The organism is Streptomyces griseocarneus, assembly GCF_014655595.1.
GTDB classification, from domain to species: Bacteria; Actinomycetota; Actinomycetes; order Streptomycetales; family Streptomycetaceae; genus Streptomyces; species Streptomyces griseocarneus.
In genome coordinates, this window is record NZ_BNBL01000020.1 from 79,915 (window position 1) to 94,363 (window position 14,449).

Here is a 14,449-nt window from a genome sequence, read left to right on the forward strand (position 1 = left end):
GGCGGCTGCCCCGGGGACTGTCAGAAGGGCGGCTGGTCGTCGCCACCGGCCGGGGCCGGGATGGCCCACGAGTCGCTCTTGGTGCCGGGCTGGGCCTTCGGACGCTGGCTGCCAGTGCCGTTGGTGTGGTGCACGGTGGCGGTGGCGTAGCGGAGGCTGACGGCGATGTCTTCGACGTCGAGGCCGAAGCCGGTGCGCTGGATGCCGTCGGCGCTGGTGTAGTCGTACTGGCGCAGGGCTCCGGTGACGATGACGCGGGTGCCCTTGCTGAGGCTGGATTCGGCGTTCTGGGCGAGCCAGCGCCAGGCGGTGCAGCGCAGGAACAGGGTCTTGCCTTCTCCCCATTCGGCGCGGTTCTTGTCCCAGTTCTTGCTGTTGGAGGCGACGTTGAAGGACAGCCACGGGGTGCCGTCGGCGGTGTGGCGCAGTTCGGGGTCGGCGGTCAGGTTGCCGATGAGGGTGATGGTGGTTTCGCCGATGGGCATGTGCGGGCCTCCTAGGCTCCGGCGTGCTCCGATACGGGCGGGACGGCCTCCGTGTCAGGGAGGCGGCCCCAGTGGGTGCCGAGGATTTCGGCGTCCGCGGCGATGGGCACTCCGCGGTAAGTGGTGGTCATGGCGGCCGTGAGCTGGTCCCGCACCGCCGCGGCCTGGTCGGCGGGAACGTGGACGATGACTTCGTCATGGACGAACAGCCACAGCCGCTCATGCAGCCCGTGTGCGGTGGCCAGCTCGTAGACGGCGGCAACCAGCAGGTCGCGGGCGGTGGACTGGATCGCGTAGTTGCTGTTGGCGTACGGGCGGTCCGGGTCGGCAGGGATGCGCCGACCGGACCCAGTGATCACGGTGGTGGCGTTGGCGATGTCCTTGCCGAAGCGGATCACCTCGGGGTAAGCGCGTTGCCATCGCTGGATCACGCCTCGCGCCACGGACACCGGCACCCCGGTCTGCGCGGCCAGCGCTTTCGCTCCACCGCCGTAAATCGTGCCGAACGTCGCCCGCTTGCTGACTGTGCGTTGCTCCTTGGTGAAGCCGGGTCCGTACATCAGCTCCGCGGTAGCGTCGTGGATATCGACGCCAGAGGTGATGACGTCCATCAGGGTCCGGTCCCGCGACAGTGCGGCGGCTACACGGACTTCGACCTGCGAGAAGTCGCAGGCCACCAGCACGTGACCGTTCTCGGCGCGGAAGCAGTGCCGCAGCCGCGGGTCGTGCTTCTTCAAGGTCTGCAGCGCAGGGGCGGTGATGGACATCCGCCCTGTACGGGCCCGCAAGGTGTTGATCTGCGGATGCACCCGGCCGCCGCGGTCTGCAGCAGCTAAGAAGGACTTGAGGTTCGTGATCGTGTTGGAGCCGGCGGCCATGGCCCGTCGCGCCGCCAACAGCTCCCGCCCACGGTCGCTGATCTGGGCCGACCCTTCGGAGAGAGCGTGGCCCAGTGCGACCAGGCTGTCTGCTGTCGTCTGGATCTGCCCCTTGTCCGTGCGGGGCCATGTGTAGCCGGTGACCTGTTGTTCCATCCACTGGGCGAACCGCGGCGATCGGCCGGAGAAGCCCAACGCATTGCGGATATGTGCGTCTGCGGCGTTGAACTCCCTCTCGAACTGTCGGAGCAGGTTGGCGGTATAGGGGCGGTCGAGGAGGAGGCCGCGGACCGTAATGCCAGTGGACTGCGCCGCCAGCCACTGCTCCATCCCCACTAGGTGGGAGAACGGCGCACACCGGGCCAGCAGGACCGGCAGCAGCCGGCGCACGTAGATCGCGTCCAAGCCTGCGTAGACCGTGTATGACTCGTCAGTGGCGGGAATGTGGTCCCAGCCCCAGGTGATCGCGCGGTCCCCCGCGCGGGAACCGACGGGTGCAAGGTCACGCATCCGGTCGTGCAGTGCGGTCTCGGCTTCCTTCAGTCCGGTGTCGAGGTGCCGGGCGGCCAGGTCCTTCAGACCGTGCCCGGCGCGTTCATCGGGATTGGCCACCTTGCTCAGCAGGTGGGTGTCGACCACTCGCTGAGCGAGGGGGATCCCGAAGGCCGACCAGACGGCCAGCACGTCGTAGTTGGTGTGGGTGGTGAACCGGCGCTCCGGATCCGCCAGCACCGCCGTCAGAGCGTCGCGCTGGGCGGGAACGAGCGGGTTGAGGACCCATGCGGTGGTGGGGGTGCCGAACTGCACGAGCCGGACGCCGGCGTCCGGGCCGAAGTGCCCGGGGCCGCCGTCCACGATCGCGCGGGTCTCCAGATCCAGGCCCAGCACCGCGTCCGAGCGGGCGAACGCGGCGAACGCCGTCGAGTCGAACTCGGCGGCATTCGCGGGAGCGTGGACGGTCATGGTGTGCCCGCCGTGGGTGCGGGTGTAGGTCACCACAGCAGGTCATCCTCACCAGCGATCGGGCCATCGCAGACGAGACGGCTGCCGCAGTGGAAGCAGACGTCGAGGGCGTCGAGGTGGAACCGAGACCAGCACCGCACGCACAGCCAGGCGCGGTCCTCAAGGTCATGAGTCTCCTCGGTGGCCAGGAACAGCGGCCGCCGCCGTGCGCACAGCCAGCAGCAGCCTTCGGGCGGGGTCATGCGGGGTCCACTCCCTCCAGACTCGAGGCGTCGCAGGTGAGGCACTCCCACAGCAGGCGCACCGTGGGAGGCAGGTGCATCGGGTAGCGGCAGCGCGGGCACGTCAGCGGCACCGGCGCGGGCAGCAGGCGGGCGAGCCAGCCGTAGCCGTCCCCGGTCAGGGCGGCGCTGTAGGCGGCGGTGTCCGACCCGGTGTACGGCGCCGCCCCGGGCCCGTCGGGCTCCGGGGCGGTGATTCCGGTCCCGGGCAGGCAGTCCTGCCTTGAGGTCGTCATGCCGCGTCCCTGCTGTCGGCGTAGGGGCCGGTGCGGGTACCGAGCAGCAGGCTGTAGGCGAGGGCGGCCTGGTGGATGACGACACCGTTGCCGAGGATCTTGAGCTGGTCGGAGCGGGACAGGCCCAGGTCCATACTGGTCACCCAGCCGGGATCAGCGCCCATCATCCATTCCACGAAGGCCGGGGACAGACGGCGGTTGCCCTTGGTGCCCGGTTCGGTCGGCTCGGGCGCGGGACGCCCGAGGACGTGCTCCCACCGGCGGATGGCGGGCCCGTAGTCGGTGCCGTTGGTGGCCACCCATCGCCCGTCCAGGCGGACGGCCTGGCCGGGGAGGTAGTAGGTTCCGGCCCGGTCGCGCTGGTTGGGACCGCCGTGCGGCCCGTCGGAGGCTTTGGGGGTGGGCAGCAGGTTGACCACCACCTCATTCAGCGGGCGGGAGTTGGTTCCCAGCAGGTTGGACGCGGCAGACTTCCAGTCGCGTGCAGCGGGGGTGGGCAGCAGGGTCACGGCGGTGCGCAGGTTCATGCCGCCCTTGCGCTTGGGGGAGATTCCGGGGCCGCCTGTTCCGTCGGCGGCCGCGGGGGTGGGCAGCAGGCTTATGCGTCCGTCGGGGGCAGCAAGAAGACCACTTCGTCCTCCAGCGTGGGCCCGTGCCCGCCCGCCCTGCGCTTGTCCGGGTGCTGCGGACCCCCGTTGCGCCCCAGCTGGGAAGTAGGGGTCTTCAGCAGCGGGATACGCGACGGCGAACCAGCGGTCACGCCGGTGGCAGGCCCCGACTTCGGGATCTCCAGCGCGTAGGCACATCCACCGCGCGTCGTACCCGCACGCGGCCAGGTCCGCGGCGACGACGTCGAGGCCCCGGCTGCGGATGGCGGCGACGTTTTCCAGGAAGACGAGCTGGGGTCGAAGGTGGCGAATGGCGTGGGCGATGGTTTTCCACAGTCCTGAGCGGTCACCGGCGATCCCTCCCCGAGGTCCGGCGTTGGAGATGTCCTGGCAGGGGAACCCGGCGGTCAGCGCCGCCGGGCGCGGCAGCGAGCCGGACAGTGTCGGCCAGTCCACCGCCGTGATGTCGCCGAGGTTGCGGGCGCCGGGCAGCCGGGCGGCCAGCAGCCGGTAGGCGGCCGGATCCTTCTCGGCGACCACGGTCGTGGGCAGGCCCGTGACGGCTTCCACAGCCAGGTCCAGCGCACCGGACCCGGTACACAGACTGATGTTGCCGCCCTCCGGCGGTGCGGTGGGAGCAGGTTTGGTCATACTGGGGTCCTCCAGTTCCGTTCTCAAACCGGCTGGTGACGCGGGCGGCCCCGGCTTCATTGGCGTGAGAGGGGGCCGCCCGCGGTGTAGCTAGTGGTGGTGCGCGTGCAGGGTGTGGTCGGTGGCCAGAGCTGTCAGGCGCTTGACCTCCTCGGAGATGACGGCGCGGAAGCGGATCCGCACCAGGCAGTCGGCCTCCGGGCAGCGGAGCGTCTGAAGGCCGCGGAGCAGGGCCAGGACGTCGGCGACGCGGTCCAGGATCTGTGAGCCAGTGGCGCGCACAGGCATCCCTTCAGTGGTGGTTGATGGTCCCGTTGGCGCGGCCGAAGAGGCCTGTGGTGGTGATGTGCTGGGTGATCTGCGTTGGTGCCTCGGTGCGGCTGCGGACGCTCCGGAGCATGAGGGGGATGGTGAGGACTGCGGCGATGATGAGGGCGGCGGCGGACCACAGGGCTTGGCTCATCGCGATGAGGCCGGGGGCGGCGTAGGAGAGGCCGAATCCTGCGGCGGCCATGCCGCCTCCGACGGTCGGGGCGAGGAGCGCGGTGGTCTTGGCCCATGCCGGCACCGGTGCCGGGGCCGGGATCGGAAGGGTGGTCGGCGGTTCGGGCTGGGTGAGGGCGTAGCCGGTGATCAGGCGTCCGTCCGGGAGCCGGATGGTCTGGACGGCAGGGAGCGGACCCGGCTGAACAGGCATCAGCGTGTCGGTGTGGGTGGTGATCGGTACGGGGTGGTGGGTCAGGGTGTCCGGGTGCCGTTCGGGAAGGGTCATGGCGACCTCCTTGAGGTCACGGGGGCGGGCCCGCACCGGGTGATGGTGCGGGCCCGCGGGATGGGTGTCAGGCGGCTGTCAGCGGGTGTCACGGGCCGCTGTCAGGACCGCGTGACGGCGCGTGTGCCTAAGGGTTTGGGTGTCAGGCGGCCGTGACGTGTCAGGGATGTCAGGCGGCTGTCAGGGCGGGGACGATCCGCCAGCGGCCGGTCTGGCTGGTGGCCTCGAGGCGGCCTTCGAGGGCGGCTTCCTTGAGTCGTTCGGAGACCCATGGGCGGCTGTAGCCGTGTTCGTCGCACCAGTCGGTGAAGTCCTTCGGGCCGACGATCATCCGCCCTTCGGACTCGAACTGCTCCAGCGCCTGAGCGAACAGGCGTCGGGCCTCCTTGGGCGACGGCTTGTGGCCGGTGTCCTGCCCGAACATCGGAGCGTCGTCGCCCGGCTCGGGCTCGGGCAGGTCGGCCTCGGGGTCCAGGTGGGCGTCCTCAGGGTCCACCAGCATGCCGTCCGGCATGTCGTCCTCCTCCACGGCGGCCTGCGCCGCCGGCTCGTCGCCGGGGGCCACCCGGCCGGTGTAGAGCTGTCCGGCCACGCCTCGGGCAGCCTTGGCGGTGACCGGATCAGCCGTTGCCCCATTGCGCTGCGCCCACAGGGCCAGGACTTCCATCGGCGACACGGCGCGGTGGGTGAAGGCCTTGGTACGGCCTGGGGAGGGGTACCGGTCCTCCGGGATGCCGGGCGACACGAGGTAGCAGTAACCGGGCCGCCGGTTGCCCCAGGCCCCGGGGTGGGCGCCGGCGTCCAGCACGGCTTCGGGGAGGGAGAACCCTTCGTCGCGCGGGTCGCAGCCGAGCGCGACCACGGACGGCAGGGACGCGCGGGTACTGGTGCTCATCTGGTCGTAGGAGGGGCGCTGGAGGGAGACGACCAGGGCGATACCCGCGGAACGGGCTTCCTGGGCGATGCCCGTGAATGCGTCGTCGCCCAACGCCCGCAAAGTGTTGGCGGCTTCTTCCATCCAGGCAACCAGGAACGGCATGCCGGGGCAGCCGCACGCCGTGCCGTCCTTCCGGCAGGTGTGCTTGCTGCTGTTCTGCACCTGTGCGGCCTCGGGCACCCACTGGCGGTAGCCGTGGTCGCCGAGCCAGCGCGTGCGGGCCGGGATGGCGGCCTTGAGCGCCTCCACCATGACCTCTGTGCCGGTGCCGCCTTCCTCACCCCAGTCCAGCCCTGGCCGCAGCGGCCTGAAGTCCTGGAACGCCTTGGGGTCGGACAGCCAGACGATCACGTCCCGGCGGGAGAGTATCTCCGTCAGCAGGTTCAGGGCGGTGTCGCCCTTGCCGGACCCTGTGCCGCCTGCGATGAGCAGGTGGGTGGAGTTGCGGTTGGCCTCCGGGTCACCGGGCAGCCAGAGCTGGAGCGGGGAGCCGTCGTCGTACCGGCCGATCACGAGCGGGTCGGCGATGGAGCCGCCGAGCAGGGAAGGGCCCTCCCACTCGACGACCTCCGCCAGCATGTCCTCCGGGACGATGATCAGGTCGCCGCGCCGGGCCGATGAAGGATCCGGCATGTACCGCACGGCCGTCGTCGGCAGGTCCAGCGCGGAGGCGATCCGCGACAGGCTCTTGGTCACGTCGTCGTTGGTCTGCTCGCCGGCTTCCAGCGCGATGGGTGCGGTGACACGGTTCGGCTCCACCTTCGCTGTGCCGATCTGCGCCCGGGCCAGCCCGACCTTCTCCAGAAGGCCCTTGTCCGATCCTTCCCCGGTGGCCGCTTCAGGGTTGCGCCGCATGACCATGCGGATGTTCCACGACAGTGCCACGACCGGCCCGCCCATCAGGTACAGGTCCGGCAGAGGGCCGGTGGTCGGCCCGGCCAGGCAAGAGGCTGTGAGCCAGGCCGACCCCGAGGCGACGGTGATGGCTGAGTGAAGACGCCGCTGCTGGCTCGTCGACCGGCCCGCCCACCACGTGGCCCCGGTCAGGGCGACCGAGGCGAGGGTGAGACCGACACCCGCGGCGGCGCTGTCAGCCCACTTCAGGCTCCCCAGCGCACCGGCCAGGCCGACGCCGCCGACGCCCAGCCATGGCGGGAGGTGCGGCTTGGCCCGGTGCATCAGGTACTTGCCGATGCCGGCCGCATCCGACGCGCCCTGGAGCTGCTCTTCATGCTGCTGCTCTGCAGTGTTCCGCTCAGCCATCACCGAACCTCCTTACTGCTGAGCCCAGTCCATGCGCGGAGCCTGAGGACGCCGGGCACGGTGACGAACGCGGTTGATCTCTTCCTCGTACTGCTGCTGGAACGTGGCGTACGCCGCCGCGGCGTTCTTCGCCGCATCCCGCAGCGCGTCAGCGGACCTCTGGAGCTTGCGGGCCACCTTGTGCGCGCGGATCCGCGAGCCCCCCAGCCGCCCCTCGGGGTCCGGCACCGAGGCGAGCACGCCCTTGCAGATCTCGGCACCCATGGCCACCTCGATGGACATGGCCACGGCCGCCGCACGCAGGTGGTTGCAGTAGTTGCGCATCAGTGCCGGCGACGAGAAGTCCGGCGGGGCCAGCAGCGCCTCGGGATGCCCGCCACCGCGGCGACTCGGAGCACCGCCACCGCTGGTGGTCTTATTGCCGGCGTTGACGTTCACCGTGAAGCCCGGGGCAAACCGCGCCTCGAACTTCTTGGAGTTGAACTTGTTGTGGGCGCCGTTCGCCCCACGCGGGACGTCGGTGCCGTAGCGGGAGCCGTTGGCCATCAGTGGGTCTCCTTACGGGATGCGGGACGAGAGGCGGGCATGCGGCGCAGCACCGACCAGCCGGTCTGAGTGGTGATGGTGATCAGCAGCCACGTCAGCGGCAGTGGGTCGGTCGTGGGTCCGAAGCTGGCCGCCAGTGCCAGCCATCCCATGGCGGCCGTGATGACAGCGGCCGACATCAGGCGCCACCTGGATGCCGACTGTCCGGCCGGGCGGTGTGCGTTCACGTGGACCATCCACCCCAGCGGCAGCACCGCAGCTACGGCAAAGAGCAGGCCGGACCACCAGGCCAGCGCGTGCAGCAGTGCGGTCAGCGGCCATGCGGCAGTGGCCAGGGCGAGCGGGGCCAGGCGGATGCGGTGGCGCCACAGCAGCCGGGCGAACCAGGCCAGCAGCTCGAGGGACAGCGGCGGGCGCTCGGGCACGACCACGACGAACGGGGTGCTCGAGCGACGCCAGCGGGACTGACGGGGGATACGGACCGTGGAGGAACCGGCGCGCACCTTGTGGGACCGGGTACGACTGGACACGAGGATTCTCCAACGCGAGAACGAGGAGAGCCCGGCACACACCGTGTACCGGGCTCGTGGATGACGGCCTTAGGCAGCACTGTTCAGAGGGCGCCGGCCAGGTCATGACCATTGACAGCGGCCAGGGCGCGCGGTTGGTGCGCGGCGAGCTGCGCGGCGCGCGCGGCTCGGAAGTCGCGCAGCCAGTTGCGGGCGTTTCCGGGGTCCACGCGGAACCGGTCGGAGAGCTCCGCCGCGGTCGGTTCGTCGTGCCCGTCGGTGGTCAGGCGGTGGAGGTAGAAGGCCCAGCCCTCCTGTTTGGCCTCTGACTTCCACACCGGCCCGGCGCCACTCAAGGCCGCGTCAGGCGCGTGCGGATGCAGCGCGGCCAGGTCCCCGTGGAGCCGGTCGCGCAGCAGGGCGGCTTCCTCGATCTGCCCGTTGACCTGCGCCAGCAGCGCTGCACGGGCCTGGTACTGGGTGCCGAGGTCTTGGAGCTGCGCAGTCAGTGTGTCCACGCGCTCCTGCTGCTCGGCCGCCTGTTGTGCAGCGTGGTGTGCAGCGTCCTTGAGGATCTGTTCCGCGCGCTGCCGCGCGGCCGCTTCCTCCTGCCGCGCGCTCTCCGCGCGGTGTTCAGCCTCCGCCGCGCGCTGCCGCGCGGTCTCCTCCTGCCCGGCGGCATTTTCTCCCCGGGCCAGCAGCGCCGCGTGCTCCGACTGGGCGGCCTCCAGTTCCTGCCGCGCGGCGGCCAGGGCATCCTCCGCGCGCTTCCGCGCGGTCTCGGCTTCCTTCCGCGCGTCCTCCGCGCGCTGCCGCGCATCCTCCGCCTCCTGCCGCGCCGTCTCGGCCTCGCGCCGCGCGGATTCGGCCTGCGCGGCAAGCGCGGAGGCTTCCTGCCGTTGGACGGCGGGGGTGACGGCGAGATCCTCGATCAGGGTCAGCACCGCGGTGGTGTCCCGGTAGTCGAGTCGCGCGACTTCCTCCGCGCGGGTCAGGGCACCCAGCCGCCGAACGAGCGCGAGTGCCTGTCCGGTCTCGGTGGCCACGTCCGCACGGTCCAAGGCCTTTTGAGCCTTGCCGCGCAGCCGCCGCACCCTGGCCGACTTGCCGGCTTCCAGCGCGAGCCGGAGGCGGTAGATGCGCAGGGCGGCCCGTTGAGCGAGCGCGGCCCGCGCGATGGCGGAGGAGGAGCTGCGGGCGTCCAGTCCGAGCACGGCGAACAGGGCGGCCCAGCCGTGCTGCCACAACAGCGCCACCAGCCGCACCGGACCCGGACGCGCGGTCTCTTCCTCCTCCGGACGGGTGTGGTGCAGTTTGCTGCGAAGCTGCAGTTCGATCAGCCACGCAGCCAGGGCCGGGACTGCGGCCAGCACGGGGCGGGCCCACCAGTTCGGGGCGTGCACGGCGTTCATCGCGGCGGAGAAACCGACCAGTGTCCAGGCGGTGCGGTGCATCAACCGCAGCTCACGCGTCCACCCCGCCTCCGGGTCCGCCGCCCGGTACATCATGACCAGCAGCGTCATCTCGGCAGCGTCGAACACCGCGATGAACGCCGATGCAAGCGCCGTGGGCAGAGCGCAGGTATCGGTGGCGAAGCCCCACAGGCCATGCACGCTGACCGCGACACCGCCCAGCGCCACCACGGCCTGCGGGCCGATCCCGGACAGCCACACCGACCTGCGCAACCGGCCCACACCCCACACAGTCAGGGCCAGAGCCAGCACCGCGATCACGAGCGGCAGCACCCACGACCAGGCGCCGACAGCACCAGACACGTCAGGGAGCCAGGAAGTCATCAGCCCCCTCCTTCACGGTCACAGGGGTCATGCGCCAGGTGACCTCGCTCGCCGGCCGTCCCGAGCCCGGCTCCCACACGATCGGCGCCCCCTCGCAGGACTCCGCGTGCTCTTCGGCTGCCTGCGTAGTGCGGTGGATGCTGTGCGGATCGCCGTGGTGCAACAACAGCCACAACGTCACGCCGGTCCGCTTCGCAGCGTCCAGCTCACGCCGCAGCCCCGCCACCTCACGCTGCGCGGCGGCCACCTGGCTCTCAGCCGCTTCCGCCCGCGCCGTCAGCTCCCACGCCTCATGCATGCAGTCGGCCAGCGAACGAATCGCCTGCGCCTGCACATGGGTTGCCCGTGACCGTGCCGCCTGCGCTTCCTCTTGCAGGCCCACCAGCCTGCTGCGCGTGACCAGGCGGATCATGCCGCCTCCCCCGTGCCTGAGTGCTTCATCAGAGCCAGACGCACGGCCAGCACCCGACGCAGTGCCCGGCGCAGCCTTCGCGCGTCAAGCTCGGAGGGCACTCGGTCCAGCACCGCGATCTGCGCGTCGAGTAGCTCCAGTTCCGCGATGATGAGCGGCATCTCCCGCTCGATCGCGTCCAGCTCAGCGGCCGACGGGCCGCAGTCTTCAATGGCGGTAACACCCGCCTGAACAGCATCGATGTACGTCATGGGTCGTTGCTCCTTGGGTAGGAACGGCCCGAACCAGCGGCTCCGGTGTGCCAGCACCGGAGCCGCCCGCCGTTGAAGTCGGTACATCCGGCTCCCCTCAGCCCCGCCCGTACAAGACGGGCGGAGGAGGCAACCGGCCGCAGCGCACAGCGGCGCTGCGGAAGGCTGAACAAGAGCTATGCGTGTCTCCTTCGGGACTGCCGCGCCCGTATCAGGTAGCGCGACCACGGCCCGTTCTAGGCAGAGACGTGACCTTTCGGTCTGTGCCCTCCGGCTGCAAAGGTGCCGGGAACCTCCCCCCGTCCAGATGCGGGGCTCCTGAAGCCCGGTCTCCCAGGCCCCGTTTGTCGTGCAGGTATGGCGAAGTAGCCCCACCCCGCGGTGCCGGGTGGCAGTGGCCACACAAAGAGACTGGACCGGTGGACCGGTCCAGTCAAGTAGCTTAACAGCGCTGGCAGTTGAGTGGAAAGTGTTTGCCCAGCTAGCCGGCCTGATGAGCAATCAAAAAAGCTGGACCGGCGGACCGGTCCAGCTCGAGGCGAAAACCTCAGCAGCTACATCACGTACGTCTCGACCCGCTCAAAGAGCGTGCCGGGCGTGACACCCTCCTCGCACACGAGGGGACGGCCTTCCTGGTCGAGCGCGGTGTGCAGCACGACGGCCACAGCCGCCTCTCCGGAGAGCGCGAGGTGCCTAGCTTCTTCCGGCGTCGCCAGCCGTACCGTGGTCACGTCCACACCTTCCACGGGGAACCGGCCGGTCTGACGGCGTACATAGCGCGTTGTCCCTTCCGCGATCGGGGCGGTCTGCGCCAGCCGCGGCGACGGCTCCGCCACGTCGGGTGGGAACCACGCCTCAACGTAGCTGTGTGGGCTTCCATCGGGCAGTTGGAGCACGCGCACCCGGCGCAGTGCCTGTACTCCAGGACCAAGGCGCAGTGCGGCGGCTACGTTGGCCGGCGGCTCCGCCCAGTCCGGCTCGCCGACGCGCAGGAATGGCATGCCACCTGCCACTCGAGCGGAGCCTGCCTGACGGTTGCCCGCCGGGCGCGCGACGGGTGTTTCGGTAACGACAAAGCCGGTCCCTTGGCGGGCCTCGACCAAGCCGTCATTGCGCAGCACGTCCATGGCTTTGATGGCCGTCGCTCGGGACACTGTCCACTGTTCAGCCAGGTCTCGCCCTGAGGGCATGATCTCGCCCGGGGCGAACTCCCCTGCCGCGATCCGACGGCGCAGAGACTCCGCGATCTCCTCGTACTTGAGCAGTGCCATGGCTCCTCTTCGGGTAGCTTCACTGGACTGGTCCACCGGTACACACGATACTGCGTGCATGTCGAACCCAGAGCTAGAGCTAGCGCCGGAGATCGATTACTTCTACTCGCAAGTCGTTGATGAGAGCGCCCGGCTGAGCATGTCAGCCGACGGGCGCCTGGAACTACTCCGCACGCAGGAGATCCTGCGGCGCTTCCTGCCGGCAGCGCCCGCCCGCATCCTGGATGTGGGCGGCGGCCCCGGAGTGCACGCCCGATGGCTCGTTGCGGACGGATACGACGTTGATCTCGTCGATCCGGTCGCCCGACATGTCTCGCAGGCCGCGGAGATCTGCCCCGCCTCCGTCGGCGACGCACGCGCTCTGGCCGCGGGCGATGCGAGCTACGACGTGGTCCAGCTACTAGGCCCCCTCTATCACCTCCCTGATCGCGCCGAGCGGCTGCAAGCACTTACCGAGGCGGTCCGCGTCGCGCGCCCCGGCGGTCTTGTAGCCGCGGCAGCGATCAACCGCTACGCGTCGATCTTCGAGCACAGCGCGCTGGCCCAGCTCCAAAAGCCCCGGTTGGAATCGTCGGTATCCGAGATCCTCCGCACTGCGGTCTACGACGGTCACCGCGGTTTCACCCTCTCCTACTTCCACCGGGGTGAGGAACTTGCCGAAGAAATGCGCTCCGTCGGGCTGACCGATGTGGCCGTGTTCGGAGTTGAGGGGCCTGCCTGGTCCATGCTGAAGGCCGTGGAGCACAGCTCAGGACTGACGCCGAACGACGACCTCTTCGCATCGGTCCTGACGGCCGCCCGGATGGCCGAACCCTATCCGGAACTTCTCGCGGCATCTTCTCATCTCTTGGCCGTGGGGAAGGCCCCTGCGTGAGGACAGCAGGGGCGACTGCGGAGCGCGGATAGCGCCTGGAGGGGCAGACAATACGCTTAGCCAGCCTGTGGCCAGGTAGGTCGGCCGAACAGACGGAAGGCCTCATGGGCGGTGATGTAACTACGCGCAGTGCGGCCTTTAAAACCGTCGGGGCCGATGTCGCCGTGGATGCGCACCCCACACTCTCCGCCTACTGGCCCGTAGGGCCAGCTAGAAGGGGTTCCCTGGCGCGGGAGGGCGCCCCTTCGGCATAGGCCCTGTCTCACAGTGCTCTGCCTGCTTCTCGATGCTGACCAGGGCGTGTGGCCCATCTGTAGCCCGGATTCCAAGGTTCGACGGTTGCAAAATAGGCTGTCTCAGCACATACCACCCGCCGTGTCAGCTGTGCGGAAGGCCTTTCCCGGTGCGGGTGGTTGTCCAGAAGCCTCAAACCGCTCCGACTAGCTCGTATTCACCCCGGGGCCACGCGAGTATGAGAGTTGGGTCTCAAATAACGTCCTGCTGGCCTTGTTGGGGCTGATCGAGTTGCTGCTCACGCATTCGCTGCTCTGCGCGCAGTTGTTCAACCGTAGTTGCGTACAACTCCAGACTAAGCCTGTCATCCCCCTGCGCGTACGGCGCGATTCCCAGCTCCAGTGCAGTCGTATGCTGCTCCAGACTGTCGGCAGTCTGCTGGAGATTGAACGCCCGCTCGCGAGGCTTGAAGTAGCCCGCTGCACCCGTCACCACCGTGACGGTGAAGCCTAGGCCAATCAAGGCCCCCTTTGCAGGTTGAGGGGGGTCGTACCAAGCCGTGACTGCAGTAATTCCGGCCGAACCAATGAAGAGCAGCCACTGCATAAGGAGGTGCACGCGGCGATAGTGTCGAGACTCCTTACGCAATCTAGCTATCTCACCAGGAATCCGTTCCTTGTACGAGGCTTGCCTCTCCAAGGGTGGAGGGATCATCCGCCTCGCCTCGAGGATTCTTCGTTCCTCGGCCAACTCAAGGTCAAGCTTGAGCTTCTTTAGCGGAGTTCCCGAATCTTGCCAGAAACCTCCGTCAGAGAATTCAGCCGCGAATTGCACAACGGTGGCGACACCCAAAACTAAAAGAGAGCACCCAAACGCGCCGTTGATTGCACTCGGCGCATCAGCATGCAGCCAGAAGAAGACCTTCACGCCAACCCACGCAAGAACCGTAATCAGCGCTGCGATGGGAGTTCCATAGAACCCGAATACTTGGAAACGTCGATTTTTGATACGTTGCTGCAGGTCGGCCACCTGCTCTCGATAACTGATCAGAGCGTCAGTGGTTGACACACTCCGCAACTCCGGCATCGAATTTACGTTCCCCCTCGGTCTTACGCCCCAGTGATCGAGTCGAGTTCGAACAGTCAACACCCCGCCAACCCAGGGGAAGTCGACACCGCCCTCTCCTTGGCAACATGATGTCGCACATAAGTGATCTACGAGGTGCCAACGAGCCTTCTCCCTGGCACCGATGGTCGGGCCCCTGTGGGCTACGGGACGTGGCACACGTGACTCCGAGTCACCTCACGGTCCAACGTCGCGGCCTACTCTGGTTCGCCCGAGAGCTTCGCCATGTCCGCCGCACGTAAGGTGACTACCCATCCAGTTTGGGCCACCGGGCACGAGACGCACTTACAGCATGGGGACGTCGCCGTGGATCGTGTCGGATGAGCTGTGGGATCACCTGGAGCCGCTGCCGCCGCA

At 68.9% G+C, this 14,449-nt stretch carries 16 protein-coding genes; 1 reads left to right on the top strand and 15 read right to left on the bottom strand.

What is annotated here, in order from left to right; all coding sequences use genetic code 11:
• Window positions 1-20: 20 nt before the first annotated feature.
• The 14 genes from ssb to IE295_RS32170 all read right to left on the bottom strand — a co-directional run bounded on the left by ssb (window position 21) and on the right by IE295_RS32170 (window position 11,859).
• Entirely contained in the window at window positions 21-485 is a 465-nt protein-coding gene (ssb, locus tag IE295_RS32105; protein ID WP_190067325.1) for a single-stranded DNA-binding protein, read from the bottom strand.
• A gap of 11 nt (window positions 486-496) precedes the next feature.
• The gene (locus IE295_RS32110) at window positions 497-2,362 is read right to left on the bottom strand and encodes a DNA polymerase (RefSeq protein WP_190067326.1); all 1,866 of its coding nucleotides are present in this window, start codon (window positions 2,360-2,362) and stop codon (window positions 497-499) included.
• Window positions 2,356-2,568, bottom strand: coding sequence for a hypothetical protein (locus IE295_RS32115; RefSeq protein ID WP_190067327.1), 213 nt, complete (start codon window positions 2,566-2,568; stop codon window positions 2,356-2,358). Before IE295_RS32115 ends, IE295_RS32110 begins: the two co-directional genes overlap by 7 nt.
• Window positions 2,565-2,843 (bottom strand): hypothetical protein, encoded by a 279-nt coding sequence (locus IE295_RS32120; protein ID WP_190067328.1) that lies wholly within the window; start codon window positions 2,841-2,843, stop codon window positions 2,565-2,567. Before IE295_RS32120 ends, IE295_RS32115 begins: the two co-directional genes overlap by 4 nt.
• Window positions 2,840-4,102, bottom strand: coding sequence for a DNA cytosine methyltransferase (locus IE295_RS32125; protein WP_190067329.1), 1,263 nt, complete (start codon window positions 4,100-4,102; stop codon window positions 2,840-2,842). Before IE295_RS32125 ends, IE295_RS32120 begins: the two co-directional genes overlap by 4 nt.
• A gap of 90 nt (window positions 4,103-4,192) precedes the next feature.
• Window positions 4,193-4,384, bottom strand: a complete 192-nt coding sequence (locus IE295_RS32130; protein WP_190067330.1) for a hypothetical protein — start codon at window positions 4,382-4,384, stop codon at window positions 4,193-4,195.
• Between the two features lie 10 nt (window positions 4,385-4,394).
• Complete coding sequence (locus IE295_RS32135; protein ID WP_224323559.1) at window positions 4,395-4,874, bottom strand: hypothetical protein; 480 nt, start codon at window positions 4,872-4,874, stop codon at window positions 4,395-4,397.
• Window positions 4,875-5,043: 169 nt separating this feature from the next.
• Entirely contained in the window at window positions 5,044-6,990 is a 1,947-nt protein-coding gene (gene traB / locus IE295_RS32140) for a plasmid transfer protein TraB (RefSeq protein ID WP_224323565.1), read from the bottom strand.
• Between the two features lie 96 nt (window positions 6,991-7,086).
• Window positions 7,087-7,620, bottom strand: coding sequence for a plasmid transfer protein TraA (gene traA, locus IE295_RS32145; RefSeq protein ID WP_190067332.1), 534 nt, complete (start codon window positions 7,618-7,620; stop codon window positions 7,087-7,089).
• Entirely contained in the window at window positions 7,620-8,150 is a 531-nt protein-coding gene (locus IE295_RS32150; RefSeq protein ID WP_190067333.1) for a hypothetical protein, read from the bottom strand. Before IE295_RS32150 ends, traA begins: the two co-directional genes overlap by 1 nt.
• 83 nt (window positions 8,151-8,233) lie before the next feature.
• Window positions 8,234-9,925: a hypothetical protein gene (locus IE295_RS32155; RefSeq protein ID WP_190067334.1), complete on the bottom strand. Its 1,692-nt coding sequence runs from the start codon at window positions 9,923-9,925 to the stop codon at window positions 8,234-8,236.
• Entirely contained in the window at window positions 9,906-10,337 is a 432-nt protein-coding gene (locus IE295_RS32160) for a hypothetical protein (protein WP_190067335.1), read from the bottom strand. Before IE295_RS32160 ends, IE295_RS32155 begins: the two co-directional genes overlap by 20 nt.
• Window positions 10,334-10,588 (bottom strand): DUF6284 family protein, encoded by a 255-nt coding sequence (locus IE295_RS32165; RefSeq protein ID WP_190067336.1) that lies wholly within the window; start codon window positions 10,586-10,588, stop codon window positions 10,334-10,336. The genes IE295_RS32160 and IE295_RS32165 overlap by 4 nt, the downstream gene beginning before the upstream one ends.
• A 554-nt stretch (window positions 10,589-11,142) precedes the next feature.
• Window positions 11,143-11,859: a GntR family transcriptional regulator gene (locus IE295_RS32170; RefSeq protein ID WP_190067337.1), complete on the bottom strand. Its 717-nt coding sequence runs from the start codon at window positions 11,857-11,859 to the stop codon at window positions 11,143-11,145.
• A gap of 58 nt (window positions 11,860-11,917) precedes the next feature.
• On the opposite strand from IE295_RS32170, the gene IE295_RS32175 reads away from it, so the two are divergent.
• Window positions 11,918-12,733 carry a class I SAM-dependent methyltransferase gene (locus tag IE295_RS32175; RefSeq protein ID WP_190067338.1) on the top strand — a complete coding sequence of 272 codons (816 nt, stop codon included), beginning with the start codon at window positions 11,918-11,920 and terminating at the stop codon, window positions 12,731-12,733.
• Window positions 12,734-13,219: 486 nt separating this feature from the next.
• Here IE295_RS32175 and IE295_RS32180 read toward each other — a convergent pair whose 3' ends face one another.
• Complete coding sequence (locus IE295_RS32180) at window positions 13,220-13,996, bottom strand: DUF4231 domain-containing protein (protein ID WP_190067339.1); 777 nt, start codon at window positions 13,994-13,996, stop codon at window positions 13,220-13,222.
• Between the last annotated feature and the right edge of the window lie 453 nt (window positions 13,997-14,449).